This is a genomic window from Haladaptatus sp. HS23 (assembly GCF_056892285.1).
This window is the reverse complement of record NZ_JBXGLH010000001.1, coordinates 780,306-799,187: the sequence shown is the minus strand read 5'-3', so window position 1 is coordinate 799,187 and position 18,882 is coordinate 780,306. Positions and strand designations below refer to the sequence as shown.

Sequence of the window (18,882 nt, the reverse complement as noted above, 5' to 3'; positions counted from 1 at the left end):
TGTCGGAACGACCGAAATCATGTTCTGTTGGAAATCTGATTCATTCGACGGTGACGGTCAACTCCTCATCGACTGTTAGCGTGAGTTCGTCGCCGTCGAGCGTGACCGTGCACGCCGCTACCAGCGGCGATTCGGAGAGTATCGTGGCGTTCTCCGGGCGGGGCCATTCGAGTTCCCACAGGGAGTCTTTGGTGAGGTCGATACCGTGGTCGTAGTGGAACGCGACGATCGCTGGATGTTGCAAGAGGTACGTTCCGACGTTACCGGTCGCATAATCCCCGCAGCGCTCACAGCGAAACTCGATGCCCACCTCCTGTTCGTCGTCGAAGTACTCGGACTCGGTGGTGAGCGACCCGACCGTTTTCCCCGAGCAGTTCAGGCAGACGCCGTCCGCCATCAGCGAAAACACGTTGCGGAGCCACCGCTCGAACGTCCGTCGCAACTCCGACTCGTCGCGCCCTTCGAACGCGCCCGGCGGCAACCCGAACGTCGAGCGGTTCCGCTCGCACGTTTCACAGCGAACCGTGACCGTCTCCTCTTCGTACTCCGCAATGAGTTCCGTTCCGCAGTCGGGACAGTGTGCGTCGAGTTCGAACGTCTCGGCTTCGGCGCGCTGGGTGTAGGTCCCCGAGAAAATCGCGCCCATGATTCGGAACCCAGCGTAGGTGAGTTCGTACTTCTCCTCCTTTCCCCGGACGAACAGACCGACCAGCTTGTTCAGATGGTAGTTGAACTGCCCGCTGTCTCGAATCCCCACTCTGTCGTGCAGTTCCGAGAACGAAAGCGGGTCGTCTGCGTCCCACAGAGCTTGAATGATCTCGATTCGCGTGTCGTTACCGAGGAGGGAGAAGGCGTCTTCGGGGGACAAATCCCGCTCGTCCGCGTTCATGCCCGGTGATGGACGGGACGTGTGAAATAGCTTTCAACACGTGTCCGTCTCCCGACTCGACGGTGGACGCTTCAGCAGTCGCCCGCGGCCTCGCCCTCGAACCGCTCGATGAACGTCTCGACGAACTCCCGGCGTTCCTCGGCCAATCGTCTCCCCGGGTCGGTGTACATCCGACCCGGGAGTCGGAGTATCTTCTTGTGAAAGTGGTTCATCGCGGTTGCCCCTGCTCGTGTCCCGTCGGCATCGAGGGGTAGTTCGGGGTCATGCAGGGATTGGCCGTGTTCGCCGCTGTAGCAGAAGTTGCGCGCGATTCCGACCGCACCGAGCGCGTCGAGGTTGTCGGCATCGGAGAGCAGTTTCGCGTCCAGCGTCTCGGCGTCCACGTCGTTCGAGAACCGATGTGCTCGGATGCAGTGCTGGATTGCGCCGATTTCCGCGTCCGTCACGTCGAACTCGCTCCCGCCGAGGAGGCGGGCCGCTTCCTCCGCGCCCCACTCGGCGTGGTCGTCGATTTCGCCGCGGTCCTCGCGTCCGCGGCCGATGTCGTGCAGCCACACCGCGGAAAACAGGATTCGCTCGTCGTGGTCGTACTCCTCGGCGAGCGTTTCGGCGAGGGCGGCCACCCGCTGAACGTGATGCCAGTCGTGAGCGGGTGCGACGTTTTCGAAATACTCCTCGGCATGCGGGCGGATTTCGTCCGGAAGGGTTCGCGGCGACATGCGGTTTCGGAGGTGTTTCGATGGGTTCGTTAAAAGCGATGTGACGGACGACTTCGATGGCGAAACTGACTGATTCGTACCTCCCTTCGTTTGGGTGTGTTCTCTGTCGTGGCGTCCGTGACTTCGACTGCTAGGGTCCATACCGCAACCGCATGTGGACGGGTCGCGCGAGTTGCGCGACCCGTCCTCGACGTCCCCTGACCTCCCCGGGTACGCAGACACCTGCACCGACCGCTGGCACAGGTGTCCGCTTCGCGCGTCCAGAAATCAGATGCGTCGCTCTCGGCTGATTGTGTTCGAAACCGCTCGAAAAACGAAATCGACGCCGCTTACTGGGCGAACAACTGTCGGGCGTCGTCCACGGCGTCGACGAGTTTGTCGATTTCCTCGCGGGTGTTGTAGATGTAGAAGGAGGCCCGCGCGGAGGCCGCGATGCCGAGTTTGTCGTGGAGCGGTTGCGTGCAGTGGTCGCCCGCACGAATGGCTACCGCGTGGTCGTTGAGGATGCTGGAGAGGTCGTGGGCGTGGACGCCGTCCACGTTGAACGAGACGAGTCCGCCGCGGTCGTCGCCCGGCGGGCCGTAAATCTCCACGTCGCCCTCCTCGGTCAGACGGTCGTAGGCGTACTCGGCGAGTTGTTCCTCGTGGCGCTGGACGCGCTCCATGCCGATGTCCTCCAAGTAGTCCACGGCGGCCGCGAGTCCGATTCCCTGCGCGATGTTCGGCGTTCCGGCCTCGAACTTCCACGGCAGGTCCTCCCACGTCGAGTCGTCGTAGGTGACCTTCCGAATCATGTCGCCGCCGAAGAGGTACGGTTCCATCCCGTCGAGGATGTGTTCCTTGCCGTACAGCCCGCCGATACCGGTCGGGCCGACCATCTTGTGACCCGAGAAGGCGTAGAAGTCGGCGTCGATGGCTTGCACGTCCACCGGGCGGTTCGGGACCGCCTGTGCGCCGTCCACGAAGATGTAGGCGTCGTGGTCGTGTGCGATGTCCGCGAGTTCGCCGACGGGGTTCGTCGTCCCGAGCGTGTTCGAGACGTGGACGACGCTAACCATCTTCGTGTCGTCCGTAATGAGCTCCTCTGCGGCTTCCATGTCGAGGTAGCCGTCCTCGGTCACGGGGATGTACTTCACGTCCGCGCCGGTCTTCTTCCCGAGTTGCTGCCACGTCACGAGCGACGCGTGGTGTTCCATCTCGGAGAGGACGACTTCGTCGCCGGGGCCGAGTTCGTTGAGGCCCCACGCGTAGGCGACGAGGTTCTCGGATTCGGTCGTGTTCTTCGTGAACACCATCTCCTCGCGTCCGTTCGCGCCGATGAACTCGGCAAGTTTGTCGTGGGCCTCCTCGTAGGCGATGGAGGCCTCCTGACTCAACTGGTGGATGCCGCGGTGGACGTTCGCGTTGTAGTTCCGGTAGTAGTCGCTGATGCTCTCGATGACGGCTTCCGGCGTCTGCGTGGTCGCCGCGTTATCGAGGTACACCACTTGATTCCCGTTGAACTCCCGCTGGAGGATGGGGAACTCCTCGCGGATACGCGCCACGTCCAGCGCGTCGGATTGTTGTGGCTCCATTGTGTACGAATTGGGTTTCGAGTGGGAACACTTCTTCGGTCTAGAAGAACGGAAACGGAAATCGATTACGACCGGGCAATGCGGATTAAGGACCTTCGACCCCTCGTTTTCGGTATGGTCTCCAAACGACGACTCGGCGCGAGCATGATCTTTCTCGCCCTCGCGTTCGTCGGCGTCTTTCACGCGTTCGTCGCCGTCGCCTTCCACACCGGACTGCTGACCGTCGCTATCGGAACGATAGTCGGGTCGTTGCTGTGTCTGGTCGCGGTGAACGTCCCGGCGTACCTCGACTGATTATACTCGCAAGAACTGTGCGTGCCGGGTCGAATCCAGTTCGAGCACGTTCGCTTCGTCCACGAACCCGGCGTCGACTGCCAGTGCCACGGCGTCGGCACCGACGATGTTCGCCACGTCCGCACGGTTGAGGCTGTTGACGACTTCGTCCTCGTCGACCTCGTCGCCGCCGTAGAACTCCTCCGTGACGGTGAACGTCAACTCGTCCGTCTCGAACGTCTCCCCGAGCACGTCGGTGTCACAGACCGCGACCAACAGGCCCTCTCCGGTGTCGCGCTCCTTGAGTATCATTCCTGAATCAGTTCTTCCTCCGCCTCCCGACGCATCTCTTCTGCCTCCTCGGCGAGCTTCTCCGCCTCTTCGTCCTCACCCAGTTCTTCCAATGCACGGGCCTTCTCCTCGATGACCTGTGCGTTCCGGAAGCCGAGGCGGATCGCGTTGTCGAAGCAGTTCACGGCGTCCTCCACGAGGCCGCGTTCGAGGAGGAAGAAGCCGCGGTTGAACCACGCCTGCGGGAATCGCTGGTCGATTTCGACGGCACGCTCGGAGTGTTCGAGCGCCTGCTCCGTTCGTCCTGACTCCCAGAGCGCGTAGGCGAGGTTCGTCTCCGCCGTCGCTGCGTGTTCGCTGTCGTCGTCGATGTGGAGCGATTCGCGGTACGCGCCGATGGCCGCGTCCCACTCTTCGAGTTCGGCGTGGGCGACGCCCTTGTTGGTCCACGCTTCCTGTGCGTCGAGGGAATCCTCGTCGGCGAACTGGGCCGCCCGCTCGAACGTCTCGGTCGCCTGTTCGAAGCGGTTTATCTGCATGTAGCTCAAGCCGACTTCCATGAGGTCGGCGACGGACACCCTGTCCCGTGGAATCGCCTGCTGGTCGAGGAGGTCGGTGACGACACGGGAGTCGACCGGGTCCACCTCGTCCGGGTTCACTTCGAGTTCGGGTGGGTCCAGGTCGAACTCGTCGTACGGGTCGCCGAAGCCTTCTCCCTCGGAGAACTTGTGACTTCGCTCGTCGGTCATTACCCGCCGATTGGAGCGGCGCACTGTTAAGGTCTGCGCACGTGACCCGTCGAGTCCATTCGTTTCGAAATACCCAAAAACCGCCCGAAGAAGCTCCTACATCAGGATTTCGTTCGTCGGTTGCTGATAAAGGCGGTTTTCGTCGTGTCAGTCTGGACTACCAACCTTTATAAACCTTAAATACGTCATTTAAGTCGCGCTATGACCGACCCCAAGGAAACCATCAACATTGAAAACGTGGTCGCCTCGACGGGCATCGGGCAGGAACTCGACCTTCAAAGTGTCGCTATGGACTTGGAGGGCGCGGATTACGACCCCGAGCAGTTCCCCGGTCTCGTCTACCGTACCCAGAATCCCAAATCGGCCGCACTTATCTTCCGCTCCGGCAAAATCGTCTGTACCGGCGCGAAGAGCACCGCGGACGTACACGAGAGCCTCGAAATCGTCTTCGACAAGCTTCGTGAGCTGAACATTCAGGTCAACGACGACCCCGAAATCGTCGTCCAGAACATCGTCACGAGCGCGGACCTCGGACGCAACCTGAACCTCAACGCCATCGCCATCGGTCTCGGTCTGGAGAACATCGAGTACGAACCCGAGCAGTTCCCCGGCCTCGTCTACCGTCTCGACGAACCCGAAGTCGTCGCTCTTCTGTTCGGCTCCGGCAAACTCGTCATCACCGGCGGCAAGAAGCCCGAGGACGCCGAACAGGCCGTCGATAAAATCACCGACCGCCTCGAAGAACTCGGTCTGCTGGAATAACGTCTCCTCTCTTCCCTTTCGCGGTTTTCGACCCCGGAGTAACATCGCCATACACAAGCCGATTCGCTCCCGAACCACGGGTATGGCACTGCTGGGTGACTTGACGCCGCTCGTCGGAACGTACCTCCTGCTGGCGGGTTTCCTCTCGGTGACGGGGTTCATCGCCGCGCGAAACGTCCTCGGGAGCATCCCGTTCAGGCGTGCCCTCGTCATCGGGCCGCCGATAGCCGCCCTGCCGTTTCTCCTTCAACAGTACTTCCCGCCGCTCGTGATTCTCATCGCGCTCGCGCTGGACCTCTCGCTCTTCCACGTCGTCTTCCGCCTGAAGTGGCGCACCGCCGGGTTCGTCACCTTCATCCATATCGTCGTCACCATGCTCGGCGGCATCGTCATCGGCGGATTGGCGTATCTCATCTCCATCGGGCCGCCGTCGCCGCAGTAACCTCCCCGAGAAAGCATTTATCCTCGACCTTCCTCCCAAACGGTATGGACCTCCCCCGCCGTTTCGAACAGGTCGGCATCGTCGTCGGGAGCGTGCTGCTGCTGACGCTTCCGTTCTCCTATCTTCCGATGTTCTTCTCCAGCACCCCCGTTTGGCAGGCCCTCCTCGTCACGTACGTGCCGGGACTCGTCATCGGTGTTCTCGTCGCGCTCGATATCTTCCCTGTCTCGTACGGACAGGTCTGGCTGTTCTCTATCGTCTGTTGGCCGACGACTATCCTTCTCTGGGGGGTTCTCGAAGTCGGAAACGCTTGGGAACCGACTGCGTTTGGCGCGTGGGTCGTCGCCCTTCTCGTAGGCGCAGTCGTCGCGTGGGCGAAGCCGAAAATCCGGTTCCGACGGAGCGGGGCGTAGATGGGGGAACTCGCCGAAGAGATGGGGAAATTCGCCGACCTTTTCTGGTATTACGTCGGTGCTGGTGCGGTGTTTACCTCACTACTCTTCATCGGACCCGGAGGTGGATACGGTAGTTCGCTGTACGACCTCTCGCTCGGAGCGACGATTCTGATGACCTGCCTCTGTCTGTACTATCGTCCGGAAAAACCGAAACGTGTCGCGCTGTTCGGTTGGTTGACACTCATCGGAACCGCGGTTCTCGGCATCCTCACCGGTACCGACGGCGTTCGAGCGCCCGTTCCGACGCTCGCAAAGTGGGTCGTCGCCATGCTGTTCGCGTTCCTCGTCGTGCGGTTCCATCTCGACCGAAAAATCCCCGCGGCCGTCACCTAACGCTCGTATCGGACGAAATCCAATTCCTTGCGCTCGTCGCGCTCGACTTCCGTCCACTCCTCCGGGTCCCACTCGGGAAAGCGGGTGTCGCCGTCGTATTCCTCGTGAATTTCGGTGAGCAACAGTTCGTCGGCGTGTGGCAGGAACTGCTCGTACACCGTCGCGCCGCCGGTGACGAACGCGACGTCGTCCAGTTCTGCCACCGTCTCCATCGCTTCCTCGACGCTGTGGACGAGAACGACTTCTTCGGGCAGGTCAGGGTTCGACCGACTCAGGACGACGTTCGTCCGTCCCGGAAGTGGTCCGTCGAGTTGCCCCGCGATGCTCTCGTAGGTCGTCCGACCCATGATGACCGGATGGCCCATCGTGATTTCCTTGAAGCGGCGCATGTCCTCCGGGTAGTGCCACGGCATGCCGCCGTCGCGGCCGATGACGCCGTTCTCGGCGACCGCTGCAATGCAGACGAAGCGGGTCATTCTGCCACGCTGAATTTGATACCGGGATGGGCGTCGTATTCCCGGAGCGCGATGTCGTCGTAGGTCAACTCGTCGATGGAATCCGCCATAATCTCGATTTCGGGACGGGATTTCGGGGTGCGCGAGAGTTGGGTCAGGAGGCCCGGAACGTGGTCCATCGCCTCCGTCTCCTCCTCGGGGGCTTCGGATTCGAGCCATTCACGGACCTCCTCGTACTCCGATTTTTCGGTGACGTCGGCGAGACGCGTCCGGAGTTCTTCGATGTTGTCGCGGTACCACTCGCCGCGTTCGCCTTCGCCGCAGTAGACGTGTGCGTCCACGATGGTATGGGCGAACTTCCCGACCTCGAATCCGGTCTGGCGAGCGAGCACCGTCGCCATGAGGGCGTAGGCCGCGATGTTGAACGGAATTCCGAGCGCCACGTCACCCGAGCGCTGGGTGAGATGGAGGTTGAGGGTGTCGCCCTGCACGTTCACGACGAAGGTGTAGTGACACGGTGGAAGCGTCGAGACGGTCGCGTTCGCAGGGTGCCACGCGGAGACGACGAAGCGACGGGAGTTCGGATTCTCGTTCAGGCCGTCGATGACGTACCGAATCTGGTCGAACGTTCCGTCCTCGTTCAGCCACCGGTGGCCCGCATCGGGCCACGATTCGCCCGGTAGCCCTTCCTTCGGAACGGGGAACCGTCGCCAGAATCGGCCGTAGGCCGTGTCGAGGTTGCCGTCCTCGTCGGCCCACTCGTCCCAGATGCCGGTCTTTTCGCGGAGGTTTCGGACGTGTTCCTCGCCGGAGAGATACCAGAGGAGTTCGTGGAGCATCGAGTCCCAGCGAAACCCGTCCATTTGCTTCGTGGTCAGGAGCGGGAACCCCTCGCGCAGGTCCACCTCGTAGTGTTGGCTGAAGGTCGAAATCGTGTCCACGCCGGTTCGATTGGGCTTGTACGTCCCGTCCCGGAGGACGTCCTCGACGAGTCCGAGATACTGCTTCATGGGTGGGTGTTCCCACTCAACGATATATAAAAGACCCTCTCGATGACTCGGTTTCCAGTCTGTCAGTCAGACAACACGACCACGTATCGCGTCAGCGACCGATGGACGCGACGCTCGAACTCGTCTTCAACGTTCCATCCCGCGTCCCTCGCTTCGCCCCCCCACGAGCGGTCGCCGACGACGACGGCGCGGGATGCGACCCGGCGCGCCTCGGCGAGCGCACCCGACACGAGGTCGTCGAGGTCGAGATTGGCTATCTTCGACTGGCGACCGTACGGCGCGTCGAACACCACGCCGTCGATGGCGTCGTCCGCGAGCGGCAGGTGGGTCGCGTCGCCGCGAACCGTGGCCGCGTCGGCGTCCGGTGCGTAGTGGGCGAGGTTCCTCGCTGCACCGCGGACCATCTTGTCCTGTGCGTCGGCCCCGAGCGGTCGGGCACCGACCAGCGCCGCCTCGATGAGGACGCCGCCGGTCCCGCACATCGGGTCGAGAATCGTCGTCCCCTCCTTCGCTCCCGCGATGTTCACCAGCGCGCGGGCGAGGAGCGGGTCCATGCTCCCCGGTTGGAAGAACGGCCGGTCGGTCGGCCTGCGCGTCCCGTAGTCGCGCACGCTCTCGGTTGCGGTCCACCCCAGCGCGCAGAAATCCTCGGAGAACGTCGCCCGGAGTTCGTGGTCGGGGTCGTCCAAATCGACCGCGAAGCCGCGGTCCACGAGGACCTGCCCCAACTCGCGCTCGGCCTGCTGGGTGCTGATATCGGCCGTCTCGCGTACCGTCCGCGCACGCACCGCGACCGTCCCTTCGCGGTCTATCGGCGCGGCGGAAAGCAGCATCTGAGCGCTCGTCACGTCGGCGTCCGTCGTCCCGACGAGTTCGTTCGCCCGGTGGGTGTATGCGAGGTTGGAAACGCGCTCCGTGATAGTCGCCGCCCGCGCGAGACCGGGCGCGAGGAGTTCGACCCCGGTCGCCGCGCTCGCCGCTTCGCACGCCGCGAATTCGTCGTCTTGTCCGCCGAGTTCCAGTACGTACACGAGTGATATCTCCGTCGTCCGGTTTCGTTCGAGGGGAGTAGTGCCGTCGTCTTGGGGATTCCGAATCGCGCGTCGAAACAGTCCGTCTCTTTGTACTGATTTGGTGCCGTTTCCGAAATCGTGACCGCTACCACTCACTCGACGGTATTTTCACGATTGTCACGACCCCCTTTGACGTCGATTCTGTGACCCAACTGCTAGGGACCATGACCGCAACCGCATGCGGGAGGGCGGTCGGAACCGCACGACCACCCTCCCTCCGCGTCCCCCTGCCTCCCCGGGCACGGGAACGATTCGCGCCGACCGCGCGAATCGTTCGCCATCGCGCGTCCCGAAAGCGGTCGTGTCGCCACTCGCGGTCGAGAGTGCGAAAAAATCCGAGGTCGATTACTCCTCTTCTTCTTCGTCGCCGAGAAGCCGTTCGACCATCCGTTCGGGGTCGAACTGCTCGATGTCGTCGTAGCCCTGTCCGGTTCCGAGGAACAGGATGGGTTTGCCCGTGACGTGGGAGATGGAAATCGCGGCACCGCCCTTCGAGTCCGCGTCGGCCTTCGTCAGAATCGTGCCGTCGATTTCGGCGGCGTCGTCGAACTCCTTCGCGCGCTGGACCGCGTCCTGTCCGGCCACGGCCTCGTCAACGAAGAGGGTCATGTCCGGGTCCACGACGCGTCCTATCTTCTCCAACTGGTCCATCAGGCCCTCGCTGGTGTGCAGGCGACCCGCGGTGTCGCCCAACACGATGTCGATGTCGTGGGCGTCGGCGTACTCCACCGCGTCGTAGATGACGGCGGCGGGGTCGCCGCCCTGTTCGTGGGCGATGAGTTTCGTGTCGAGCGTGTCCGCGTGCTCTCGAATCTGCTGGTTCGCGCCGGCACGGTAGGTGTCGCCGTTCGCCATCACCGAGGAGTAGCCGCGCTCCTCGAAGTACCGCGATAGCTTGGCGATGCTCGTCGTCTTCCCGACGCCGTTGACGCCGGTGAAGATGATGACGAGCGGTTTGTCGGCCTCGGCGACGCGCTGGTCGAAGTCGAACTGCCCGACGCTGATGATCGACAGCAGGGAGTCACGCAGTGCGTCTTCGACGACGTCACCCGTCTCGGCGTTGAACTTGCGGGTCGCGCCGACCAGGTCGTTGCGGATGCCTTCCAGCATCTCGCCGGCAACGCTCATCTCCACGTCGCTTTCGAGGAGCGCCATTTCGAGTTCCCAGAGCGGGTCCTCGACGTCCTGCTCCTCGATGACGATTTCACCGCGGGCGAACGACTTCGCCTTCTGTGCGAATCCGCCGCGCCCGCTGTCGGCCTCTTCGTCCTCCAAATCGGAGTCGTCGTCGGCTGTCTTCGTTTCTGCCGGCTCGGACTCCGGTTCGGTTTTCGTTTCCGTCTCGGTCTTCGCGGGTTCCGCTTCGTTCGTCTCCTCGACCGCTTCAGCCTCGGCATCGTCGGCCTCTTCGGCCTTCTCCTCGGTCGTCTCTTCGACGTCCTTACGGAACCCGCTCAGCTTATCCTTCAGACTGTCGAACATCGGCGGTTACTCGTCCTCGTCTTCCTGCTGTTGCATCTGCTGCATCTGCTGTTGCATCTGCTGTTGTTGCATCTGCTGTGCCTGCTGCTCCAACTGGTCGCTTTCCGCTTCGACCTCGCCGATCTCCTCCTGCAGGTCGGCGATCTGGTCGTCTAAAAGGTCTTTGCGGCTCTTGAGCGAGGCGACCGCGCCCTCTTGGTCGCGCTCCGCGGCGTAGCCGCCGCCGAGTTCGACGACGATTTCGTCGATGTCTTCGACGTTCGCGCGGATGTACGCGCCGCCGCCGAGCGGAACTTGCACGGTGGAATCGGTGTCGATCGTTTCGATGGCCTCGATGGCTTCATCGACTTCGCCCTTCTCGTCGCGCAGGTCTTCGACTTCGCCGTTCAGTTCTTCCTTCTCGGCTTCCAACTGCTGGAGCTGCTGTTGCATCTGCTGCATCTGCTGATTGCCGCCGCCCATCATTGTGCTCCACGCTCCGTTCCGCGAGTAATCGTGCTCATGTCCACACCTGCGTGAGCGAGCGGGAAGAATGTTGCTAACTCGGACCGAAAACGCAACGAGTCGAAAATCAGTCGATGTAGCCCAGTGCGTCCTCGATACGGCCGAGTTCGGGGCCGGTCGTCTTCTCTCCAACTACGTAGCCGTGGGCGTTGGCGAGGAGTCCCGACCCGACCAGCGGCCCGCCGTAATTGATGGTGCCGATGTCGGCCGGGACGTCGAGGATTTCCTCGATGGCATCGAGTTCCGAGTCGGTGGCTTTCGGGTGGCAGAGAACGCCCCTGTTCGTCGCCACACCGGCCGTTCCGACCGTTTGAACGCCTGCGATGGTGCCCCGTTCGACCGGAACGTCGAGTCCGTCCGAAACCGCTTGCACGGCCTCCCGAGGGAGGTCCGGGTGGACGTATGCTCCGGTGTCGTTCGCGAGAACGACGTTGCCGGCGGCGTTGATGCGCCCCGGGAACTCCGTGAGTGGAACGTCCACGATGTTCTCGATTCGCTCGCGCTCGTGGTCAGTGGTGCGGCTGCTTACGAGCAGTCCGTTTTCGTTGCCCACCACGAGCGCGCCGACGGTGGATGACCCACCGAGCGTCGTTCCGACGACGTCGACTTCCAACTCGTCGCCGAGGGAGTCGAGGAGTTCGTCGTCCAAATCCGGGCGGACGAGGAGATACTCGTCAGTCACACGTGCGAAGACGCCGATGTACGCCGAGCCGTTGAACGCGGTACGAAGCACCGCTCTACTCTTCGTACTCCGCCTCGACGACGGACTCGCCCTCTTCTTCGAAGCGGGCGGCGTGAACACGGAGCTTTCGCGGCGGGTTCTTCCGACCGCGCGACCAGATAACCTCGTTGATGGAGGGGTCGAGACGCACGTCGTCCTCGTCCACCTTGAAGTGCTGGGCGAGGTGCCCGCGCACCAGTTTCATCGCCTTGTTCGCTCGTTTGTGCTTTGCCTCTGCCGTCACGTCTCGGAGCGGAACCGTCACGACTCGCTCCTCGAAATCACTTGCGCTCATTATTCGTCAGTGTCGCTACGCCGCCAGCTGCGGCGCTTCGGGTTTCGCATTACGTCGCGATCCGTCTTCATGATGACCCACGCCGGGATGCGGCTGTTCTGCCGTTCCAGCTTGGCCAGTCGCTTCTTCTTGGCCTTCGACTTCTTGCCCATAGTGGTTGCCACTTTTCCGCCGTCGCATAAAATCTTGTTCCTTTCAAACGGCCTCACAGGGGGAACGCCGCGACGGTCGAATAGCTCGGGCCGTCCGCGCCGAGTTCGCTTTTCGTCAATCGAATCTCCTCGACCTCCATTCTCCCGACCGTCGGTTCGAGTTCGCGGACGTTCCGCTGAACGAGTTCCTTCCCGCCCGCGTGTTGCATTCTGGCGATGGTGACGTGCGGAACGAAGTCGTTGTCGTCGGGCGAGAAGTCGAGGTCATACAAGCGTGATTCGACGGCATCGTTGAGGAGCGTCATCTCTTCCGCGCCATCCCCCACGCCGACCCACAGGACCCGGATGTACTCCGTATTCGGGAACACGCCCACGCCTTCGATTTCCGCGTCGAAGGGACCGAAGTCGATGTCGTCCTCGACGGCCGCTCGGAGCGCGTCCTCGATTGCGGGCAGACGGTCTTCGTCCACATCGCCGAGGAACGAGAGCGTGACGTGGGCCTGTATTGGGTTCGTAAACGAGAGGCCGTCGGCGTCGCGGAACCGGTCTTGGACGCCTTCGACGCTCTCCGCGAGGTCGTCGGGCAGGTCGATGCTCACGAACAGTCGCATACGAGACCCTTCGTCGGCAGCGGGCTTGAACGTTGACGCCCGATAACGGGACCAACTCCGCAACGGGATGGACCCCCGTTGTAGGGGAAGAGGATTTATGCGCTCCATTTCCTATCACTCACACGTGGACTCCCCGTTCAGCGTTCTCGGACTCGATTCGGATGCCGATGACGAGAAAGTCGTCGAGGCCTACCGACGACGAATAAAGGAAGCCCACCCGGACCACGGTGGGTCTCACCGCGAGTTTCAGCGGGTTCGAGCGGCGTATCAAGCGATTCAGAGGGGAGACGTCGGTGACGAGGGTGACGAGGAAGCTGCCGACACCGAGGACGCCGAGGAGCGAGCGCGAGACCGCAGACCGGAGTATCCGGTGGTCGAGTTCCTCAACTACGAAGTTATCGACGATTACGGGTGGAGCGTGGACGACGATAGACTGTTCAACAAGGCCGCCGCGGTGGGACTCGACGAGGAAGATTTCGGAGAGTTTCGCGTCCGTCCCAACGAAACCCTTCTCGAAGCGGCCGAAAACAGGGGATACGAGTGGCCCTTCGCCTGCCGCGGCGGTGCTTGTGCGAACTGTGCGGTGGCGGTCGTCGAAGGCGAGATGAGTATGCCTTCGAACCACGTCCTCTCATCCGAGATGATGGACCGCGGGATTCGACTCTCCTGTCTCGGCGCACCCATCACGGACCACATGAAGGTCATCTACAACATCAAACACCTACCGGGCTTGGACGAACTCCGATTGCCGCCCCAGCAGTTCGGGCAGGCGCGGTCCAGCGACTGACGCCGACGGACTAGAAAAAGGCTTTAAACGACTACGAACCCAAGGAAGCACAACGATGGTGCTCGACAATCTCGGCAGCTCTCTTCGCGGCTCACTCGACAAACTGAGTGGGAAATCACGCGTCAGCGAAGACGATGTCGAGGAAATTGTAAAGGAAATTCAGCGTTCGCTTCTCCAAGCCGACGTGGACGTGAGTCTCGTCATGGACCTCTCCTCGTCCATCAAGGAGCGCGCGCTGGAGGAAGAACCGCCGGGCGGGACGACGGCCCGCGACCACGTCCTCAGTATCGTCTACGAGGAACTCGTCGGCCTCGTCGGCGAGAGTACGGAAATCCCGCTCGAAAACCAGACCATCCTCCTCGCCGGGCTGCAGGGTTCGGGGAAGACGACCACCTCCGCCAAGATGGCGTGGTGGTTCTCGAAGAAGGGACTTCGTCCCGCCGTCATCCAGACGGACACCTTCCGGCCCGGTGCCTACGACCAGGCGAAGGAGATGTGTTCCCGCGCGGAAGTCGACTTCTACGGCGACCCCGACAACGAGGACCCCGTGGACATCGCGCGGAAAGGTCTCGAAGAGACGGCCGACGCCGACATCCACATCGTGGACACGGCGGGTCGCCACGCGCTCGAAGACGACCTCATCGACGAAATCGAGGAAATCGAGTCGGTCGTGGACCCCGACCGGAACCTGCTGGTCCTCGACGCCGCAATCGGACAGGGTGCGAAGGACCAAGCCCAGCAGTTCGACGAGTCCATCGGCATCGACGGTGTCGTCATCACGAAACTCGACGGGACGGCGAAAGGTGGCGGTGCCCTGACAGCGGTCAACGAGACGGATTCGTCCATCGCCTTCCTCGGGTCCGGTGAGACGGTCCAAGACGTGGAACGGTTCGAGCCGAACGGCTTCATCTCGCGCCTGCTCGGGATGGGCGACCTGAAACAGCTCACCGAGCGCGTCGAGCGCGCCATGTCCGAGACGGAGGAAGAAGAGGACTGGGACCCCGAGGACATGATGAAGGGTCAGTTCACCCTGGACGACATGCGCCATCAGATGAACGCGATGAACAAGATGGGGCCGCTCGACCAGGTCATGGACATGATTCCCGGCTTCGGTGGCGGAATCATGGACGAACTGCCGGACGACGCGATGGACGTGACGAAAGACCGGATGCGGAGTTTCGAGATCATCATGGACTCGATGACGGACAAGGAACTCGAAAACCCGCGCTCCATCGGCGCGAGCCAGATTCGCCGCATCGCTCGCGGGAGCGGGCAGGACGAGGAGCGAATCCGCGAACTCCTCCAGCAGCACAAGATGATGGCCCAGACGCTCAAACAGTTCCAGGGAATGGGACAGGGCGGCGACATGGAGCGGATGATGAAGAAGATGCAGGGCGGCGGCGGTGGCGGCGGTGGCGGTATGGGCGGCATGGGTCCGTTCGGATAGCCGTTTTTCCATTCGATTCAGTCGGATACCACGTCCCGCCGCAAGTGAAACCGCAACACACCGCTTTTTTGTCCCGTGGCCACCTCCACAGCAATAGATGACCGTCCGGGAAGTCGCTGCCGAGGCATACCGAGAGGCCCTCCCCGCGCTTGCGGCGAGCATGGTGGGCGGGCTGTTCGCCGGTGTCGTCCTCGGCGGGATGCGCGCCGAACTCCGCCAAATTGCGGGGTTGTTGGTTCTCGTCCCTGCGCTACTGGCTACCCGCGGGAACGTCTACGGGTCGCTCGGCGCGCGCCTCGCGTCCGGTCTCCATCAGGGGTTGGTCGAACCGTCGTTCGTCCCGGACGACGAACGGGTGTGGGCGGCAATCGTGGCCTCGCTGGCGAACGGCATCCTCGCCAGCCTGTTCGCGTCGGTGGTCGCGTTCGTGGTCCTGAAAGCCCTCTCGGACTCCGTCGCGCCGCTCCCGACCCTCCTCGCAATCGCGCTCATCGCAGGGTTGCTGTCGGGCGTAGCGCTGACGGTGGCCGTCGTCCTCGTCGTCTTTGCGGGGTATCGCCGCGGGCAGAACCCGGACACGCTCGTCGGCCCGCTCGTGACGACGACGGGCGACGTGTTCGGCATCTCGTTTCTCCTGCTTGCTGTCCGAATCGTCGTCGCACTCGGGGGCGGCTAGATGCCGACGCGTTGGACGGTTCGGTCCATCATGCGGGCGATGCTCCCGGTGTTGCTCGTGCTCACGACGGTCGAAATCGGGAGCGGACTCGTCCTCGGGTCGTTCGAGAGTACCCTGTTACAGTATCCGACGCTCCTCGCCTTGGTGCCCGTGACCATCGGAACGGCGGGTAACCTCGGGAGCATCCTCGCCGCACGACTCTCCACCGCGTTTCACCTCGGAACACTCTCGTTCGGACGTGAAGACGAGGTACTTACCGGAAACGCCGTCGCCACGATTCTCCTCGCGGTCACGATTTTCCCGGTGGTCGGATTCGGTGCGTGGACGCTGACGTGGCTCATCGGCGGGACGAAGCTCGGGCTACCCATCGTGGTCCTCGTCTCGCTGGTCAGTGGCATCGTGTTGGCGTTCGTCGCCATTCTCGTGACGCTCGTCGCCACGTACGTCGCCTATCGCTTCGAACTCGACCCCGACGACGTCGTGATTCCGGTCGTGACGAACGCCTGTGACGTACTGGGCGTCATCGTCCTGTTCGTCGTGGTGCAACTGATAGTGTAAAAGTGCCCGCTTACCGCTCGTTGCCGGTGTCTATCGGTTTCCCGTCCTCCGTCGGCGGTGCGACGTAATCCACGAACTCCTCGACGGTCGGGTCGTCGACCTGCATACGAACGTGGAGTTCGCCGAGTTCGTCGGGGTTGCCGACGGCGAAATTGACCACGCCCTGAAACGCGGCCTGCTTTTTCAGGTCGAACGAGAGCGTGTTCCCCTCCCGTCCCGAGAAGAACTCGCCTCGCGCCGTGTCGAGGATTTCCCGTCGGTGGAGGAGTTCGGAGAAGTGTTCGACGCTGTGGGCTTCGGCGACGAGTTTCTCCCCGCCCGACTTCACCTCCGCACCGGGGAAGACGTTCTCGATTGCGTCTTCGATTCGTGCCGCTATCTCCGTGTCGTTTACCGGTGCCGTGATTCGGATATCGACGCTGTAAATCATGAGTTCTCCTCCGCTTCGACGTTCTCGAGCCCCGACCGTCCCGTTTCGAGGAGGGCGCGAATCCGCCGACGAAATCCGTCGAGCGTTCCGGTGTTGTCGATGACGGCGTCGGACCGCGCCATCGCCCGGTCGAGACCGAACCCGAGTTCCCGCTCGTCGCGCTCTCGCAATCGCGCCTCGTCGGCGTCGGAGTGGTCGCGCCCGCGCTCGCTCAATCGGTCCGCACGAACGTCGAACGGCGCTTCGATGCTCACCAGCACGAAATCGTCGCCGAAGGCGTCCTCGAACCGTTCGACCTCGACGCCCGAGCGAATCCCGTCGACGAGGACGGTGTCGCTCGCCGTCAGTGCCTCGTCTATCTGCGGGAGTGACGCCTGTGCGATGGCGTCCGGGCCGTTCTCCTCCCGGAGCGCTTTGGCGATTTCGCCGTGGTGTTTCGCCGGGTCGAGACCACGCTCGCGACACGCCGCGCGGATGACGTCGCCCATCGTGACGACCGGGATGTCCATCTCCTCGGCGACGGTGGCGGCCTCGCCCTTGCCGCTCCCCGGAAGACCGACGGTTCCGATTACTCGCATCGGTTTGATTTTCTCGTGAACCGTGCTTAAGGGCTGTGTTTGCGGGGAAGAATCCCACCTTCTTATGAAGGTTCACCGATAATGCTGTACCGAGGGCACGTAGCTCAGTCTGGATAGAGCGTCGGACTTCTAATCCGACGGCCGTGGGTTCGAATCCCATCGTGCTCGCTCGACTTCGCTTACGCTCGTCTCGCTCACACGATGTAGTCACCCTCGCTACCCTCGCGTGACTCCCATCGTGCTCGTCAACCTTTTGCTGTGCTCAGTCGTTTTACTCCTTCGCTGGCAAAACGTTGATGAAAAGCACCGGAAGACGTTCCTGCTCACTCGCTCACGGCGTTGCCGTTCGCAGCGAGGCGCGGAGCGCCTCGCTTTTCGTTGCGCGGGCATGCAACTTCCGAGCCATTCGTTCGCACGGGAAGACAAACCGCGTCTTCCCTGCCCTCGTTCGTTTCACTCACGAAGACACTGCGTCACCCCCTCCGGGGGTTCCTTGGCCTGCTCGCTTACGCTCGCGGTTCTACTACTAGCATACACCGCACCGCCACCGAAGACGAGCGACGAGCACAGGATTCGAATTAGGAAAGTCGTATAATAAGGAAGCAGCTGAAGGAAATGACTCGGAACCTCACTCCGACGGCTTGTGTGCCTTGAGCGAGAAGGTGAGCGGGTAATCCTCGTCGGGAATCTCCCAGTGACCGTCCGGTCGCTCGCGCATCCGCCCCGGGAGCTGCTCGAAGGAGGAAAACGGGTGTTCGCGGAGTTCGTCGACGACGACCCCGGCGTCGACGAGCGCCGTGACGATTTCCCCCAGCGAGTGTGACCACTCGTGAGTGACCGTGTTGTCGACTTCGGCCCCGAAATCGGCGTACGTTCCCTCCTCGTCGAACGTCAGCGGGTCGTCCGAGAAGTACGGCCATTCCGAACGGATAGTCCCGTCATCGTCGACGTCGAGGTCCATGAAGACGTGACTCATCGGATGGAGTTCGGCGATGAAGAACCGTCCGCCCGGTTCGAGGAACGTCGCCACGACCTCCGCCCACGCTTCCACGTCCGGTAGCCAGTTCAACACTCCGTACGACGTGAAGACGACGTCGAATTGCTCGTCGAGAACGTCGGGCAGGTCGTACACGTCCGACTCGATAAACGTCGCTCTGTCGTCGAGTCCGACCTCCGAAGCGAGGGTTCGTGCGGTTCCGATGGCCGTCGCCGAGAAGTCGACCCCAACCGCCCGCCGTGCACCCTCGCGCACCCACGACAGCGTGTCCATACCGAAGTGACACTGGAGGTGTAGTATCGTTCGTCCGGTGACGTCCCCGACCCCTCCCCGTTCGAGCCAATCGAGGGTCGTCTTCCCGTCGCGGAACCTGTCGACGTCGTAGTATCCCGTCTCGGGATGGAGTTCGGCGAGTTCGTCCCAGTGGACGCGATTGTCGTCCATTCGATTCTCGTCGGTCATACCTCTCCTGTCGAAGTCCCGTCGAATAACCGTTCCGAAGGCTCGCACGCCGATATCTGCATACGAACAGGTTTCCCGTCGAAGTCAACGCGAAAGCCCATCATGGAAAAAGCAGGTCACGAAGTGGGAAGGAGGCCGGGAGGGCTATCCGTCGCGA

26 protein-coding genes and 1 tRNA gene are annotated in these 18,882 nt (G+C 62.5%); 10 read left to right on the top strand and 17 right to left on the bottom strand.

The window, feature by feature from the left end; genetic code table 11:
- Positions 1-40: 40 nt before the first annotated feature.
- From AC1XDK_RS04390 to AC1XDK_RS04380, 3 genes are all read right to left on the bottom strand, one after another.
- The gene (locus AC1XDK_RS04390; RefSeq protein ID WP_483348544.1) at positions 41-889 is read right to left on the bottom strand and encodes an ArsR/SmtB family transcription factor; all 849 of its coding nucleotides are present in this window, start codon (positions 887-889) and stop codon (positions 41-43) included.
- Between the two features lie 71 nt (positions 890-960).
- On the bottom strand, positions 961-1,608 hold the full coding sequence (locus tag AC1XDK_RS04385) for an HD domain-containing protein (protein WP_483348543.1): 648 nt from the start codon (positions 1,606-1,608) through the stop codon (positions 961-963).
- Between the two features lie 329 nt (positions 1,609-1,937).
- Entirely contained in the window at positions 1,938-3,182 is a 1,245-nt protein-coding gene (locus tag AC1XDK_RS04380; protein ID WP_483348542.1) for an aminotransferase class V-fold PLP-dependent enzyme, read from the bottom strand.
- 114 nt (positions 3,183-3,296) lie between these two features.
- Between AC1XDK_RS04380 and AC1XDK_RS04375 the strand changes: the two genes are divergently transcribed.
- Positions 3,297-3,476, top strand: a complete 180-nt coding sequence (locus AC1XDK_RS04375; RefSeq protein ID WP_483348541.1) for a hypothetical protein — start codon at positions 3,297-3,299, stop codon at positions 3,474-3,476.
- On the opposite strand, the gene AC1XDK_RS04370 is transcribed toward AC1XDK_RS04375, so the two are convergent.
- The gene (locus AC1XDK_RS04370; RefSeq protein ID WP_483348540.1) at positions 3,477-3,767 is read right to left on the bottom strand and encodes a DUF424 domain-containing protein; all 291 of its coding nucleotides are present in this window, start codon (positions 3,765-3,767) and stop codon (positions 3,477-3,479) included. It abuts the gene before it with no gap.
- On the bottom strand, positions 3,764-4,495 hold the full coding sequence (locus AC1XDK_RS04365; RefSeq protein WP_483348539.1) for a tetratricopeptide repeat protein: 732 nt from the start codon (positions 4,493-4,495) through the stop codon (positions 3,764-3,766). The genes AC1XDK_RS04370 and AC1XDK_RS04365 overlap by 4 nt, the downstream gene beginning before the upstream one ends.
- 201 nt (positions 4,496-4,696) lie before the next feature.
- Between AC1XDK_RS04365 and AC1XDK_RS04360 the strand changes: the two genes are divergently transcribed.
- From AC1XDK_RS04360 to AC1XDK_RS04345, 4 genes are all read left to right on the top strand, one after another.
- Positions 4,697-5,257, top strand: a complete 561-nt coding sequence (locus tag AC1XDK_RS04360; protein ID WP_231185757.1) for a TATA-box-binding protein — start codon at positions 4,697-4,699, stop codon at positions 5,255-5,257.
- An 82-nt stretch (positions 5,258-5,339) separates the two neighbouring features.
- Entirely contained in the window at positions 5,340-5,699 is a 360-nt protein-coding gene (locus AC1XDK_RS04355; RefSeq protein ID WP_483348538.1) for a DUF7473 family protein, read from the top strand.
- 44 nt (positions 5,700-5,743) lie between these two features.
- The gene (locus tag AC1XDK_RS04350) at positions 5,744-6,112 is read left to right on the top strand and encodes a hypothetical protein (protein WP_483348537.1); all 369 of its coding nucleotides are present in this window, start codon (positions 5,744-5,746) and stop codon (positions 6,110-6,112) included.
- Positions 6,113-6,487 carry a hypothetical protein gene (locus AC1XDK_RS04345; RefSeq protein ID WP_483348536.1) on the top strand — a complete coding sequence of 125 codons (375 nt, stop codon included), beginning with the start codon at positions 6,113-6,115 and terminating at the stop codon, positions 6,485-6,487.
- On the opposite strand, the gene AC1XDK_RS04340 is transcribed toward AC1XDK_RS04345, so the two are convergent.
- From AC1XDK_RS04340 to thpR, 9 genes are all read right to left on the bottom strand, one after another.
- Entirely contained in the window at positions 6,484-6,963 is a 480-nt protein-coding gene (locus AC1XDK_RS04340) for a dihydrofolate reductase (RefSeq protein ID WP_483348535.1), read from the bottom strand. The two genes, AC1XDK_RS04345 and AC1XDK_RS04340, sit on opposite strands and share 4 nt — an antisense overlap.
- On the bottom strand, positions 6,960-7,952 hold the full coding sequence (gene thyA, locus AC1XDK_RS04335; protein WP_483348534.1) for a thymidylate synthase: 993 nt from the start codon (positions 7,950-7,952) through the stop codon (positions 6,960-6,962). Before thyA ends, AC1XDK_RS04340 begins: the two co-directional genes overlap by 4 nt.
- A gap of 62 nt (positions 7,953-8,014) precedes the next feature.
- Positions 8,015-8,983: a methyltransferase domain-containing protein gene (locus AC1XDK_RS04330; RefSeq protein ID WP_483348914.1), complete on the bottom strand. Its 969-nt coding sequence runs from the start codon at positions 8,981-8,983 to the stop codon at positions 8,015-8,017.
- Between the two features lie 387 nt (positions 8,984-9,370).
- Positions 9,371-10,507, bottom strand: coding sequence for a signal recognition particle-docking protein FtsY (ftsY, locus tag AC1XDK_RS04325; protein WP_483348533.1), 1,137 nt, complete (start codon positions 10,505-10,507; stop codon positions 9,371-9,373).
- Between the two features lie 6 nt (positions 10,508-10,513).
- Complete coding sequence (pfdA, locus tag AC1XDK_RS04320) at positions 10,514-10,972, bottom strand: prefoldin subunit alpha (RefSeq protein ID WP_483348532.1); 459 nt, start codon at positions 10,970-10,972, stop codon at positions 10,514-10,516.
- 106 nt (positions 10,973-11,078) lie between these two features.
- Complete coding sequence (locus tag AC1XDK_RS04315) at positions 11,079-11,744, bottom strand: translation initiation factor IF-6 (RefSeq protein WP_483348531.1); 666 nt, start codon at positions 11,742-11,744, stop codon at positions 11,079-11,081.
- Between the two features lie 4 nt (positions 11,745-11,748).
- A complete protein-coding gene (locus tag AC1XDK_RS04310) occupies positions 11,749-12,027 on the bottom strand; it encodes a 50S ribosomal protein L31e (RefSeq protein ID WP_483348530.1) in 279 nt (92 codons plus the stop codon).
- Positions 12,027-12,179, bottom strand: coding sequence for a 50S ribosomal protein L39e (locus tag AC1XDK_RS04305; RefSeq protein WP_026177798.1), 153 nt, complete (start codon positions 12,177-12,179; stop codon positions 12,027-12,029). Before AC1XDK_RS04305 ends, AC1XDK_RS04310 begins: the two co-directional genes overlap by 1 nt.
- 53 nt (positions 12,180-12,232) lie before the next feature.
- A complete protein-coding gene (gene thpR, locus AC1XDK_RS04300; RefSeq protein WP_483348529.1) occupies positions 12,233-12,790 on the bottom strand; it encodes an RNA 2',3'-cyclic phosphodiesterase in 558 nt (185 codons plus the stop codon).
- Positions 12,791-12,914: 124 nt separating this feature from the next.
- On the opposite strand from thpR, the gene fer reads away from it, so the two are divergent.
- From fer to AC1XDK_RS04280, 4 genes are all read left to right on the top strand, one after another.
- Positions 12,915-13,577, top strand: a complete 663-nt coding sequence (gene fer, locus AC1XDK_RS04295; protein WP_483348528.1) for a ferredoxin Fer — start codon at positions 12,915-12,917, stop codon at positions 13,575-13,577.
- 55 nt (positions 13,578-13,632) lie between these two features.
- Positions 13,633-15,024: a signal recognition particle protein Srp54 gene (locus AC1XDK_RS04290; RefSeq protein ID WP_483348527.1), complete on the top strand. Its 1,392-nt coding sequence runs from the start codon at positions 13,633-13,635 to the stop codon at positions 15,022-15,024.
- Between the two features lie 97 nt (positions 15,025-15,121).
- Positions 15,122-15,700: a magnesium transporter gene (locus tag AC1XDK_RS04285; protein WP_483348526.1), complete on the top strand. Its 579-nt coding sequence runs from the start codon at positions 15,122-15,124 to the stop codon at positions 15,698-15,700.
- Positions 15,701-16,258 (top strand): magnesium transporter, encoded by a 558-nt coding sequence (locus AC1XDK_RS04280; RefSeq protein ID WP_483348525.1) that lies wholly within the window; start codon positions 15,701-15,703, stop codon positions 16,256-16,258.
- Positions 16,259-16,268: 10 nt separating this feature from the next.
- On the opposite strand, the gene AC1XDK_RS04275 is transcribed toward AC1XDK_RS04280, so the two are convergent.
- Both AC1XDK_RS04275 and AC1XDK_RS04270 read right to left on the bottom strand, forming a co-directional pair.
- The gene (locus tag AC1XDK_RS04275) at positions 16,269-16,688 is read right to left on the bottom strand and encodes an RNA-binding domain-containing protein (RefSeq protein ID WP_483348524.1); all 420 of its coding nucleotides are present in this window, start codon (positions 16,686-16,688) and stop codon (positions 16,269-16,271) included.
- Positions 16,685-17,266: an AAA family ATPase gene (locus tag AC1XDK_RS04270; protein ID WP_483348523.1), complete on the bottom strand. Its 582-nt coding sequence runs from the start codon at positions 17,264-17,266 to the stop codon at positions 16,685-16,687. The genes AC1XDK_RS04275 and AC1XDK_RS04270 overlap by 4 nt, the downstream gene beginning before the upstream one ends.
- Positions 17,267-17,359: 93 nt before the next feature.
- On the opposite strand from AC1XDK_RS04270, the gene AC1XDK_RS04265 reads away from it, so the two are divergent.
- Positions 17,360-17,434 (top strand) — tRNA-Arg (locus AC1XDK_RS04265).
- Between the two features lie 460 nt (positions 17,435-17,894).
- On the opposite strand, the gene AC1XDK_RS04260 is transcribed toward AC1XDK_RS04265, so the two are convergent.
- Complete coding sequence (locus AC1XDK_RS04260; protein ID WP_483348522.1) at positions 17,895-18,725, bottom strand: class I SAM-dependent methyltransferase; 831 nt, start codon at positions 18,723-18,725, stop codon at positions 17,895-17,897.
- Positions 18,726-18,882: the final 157 nt, after the last annotated feature.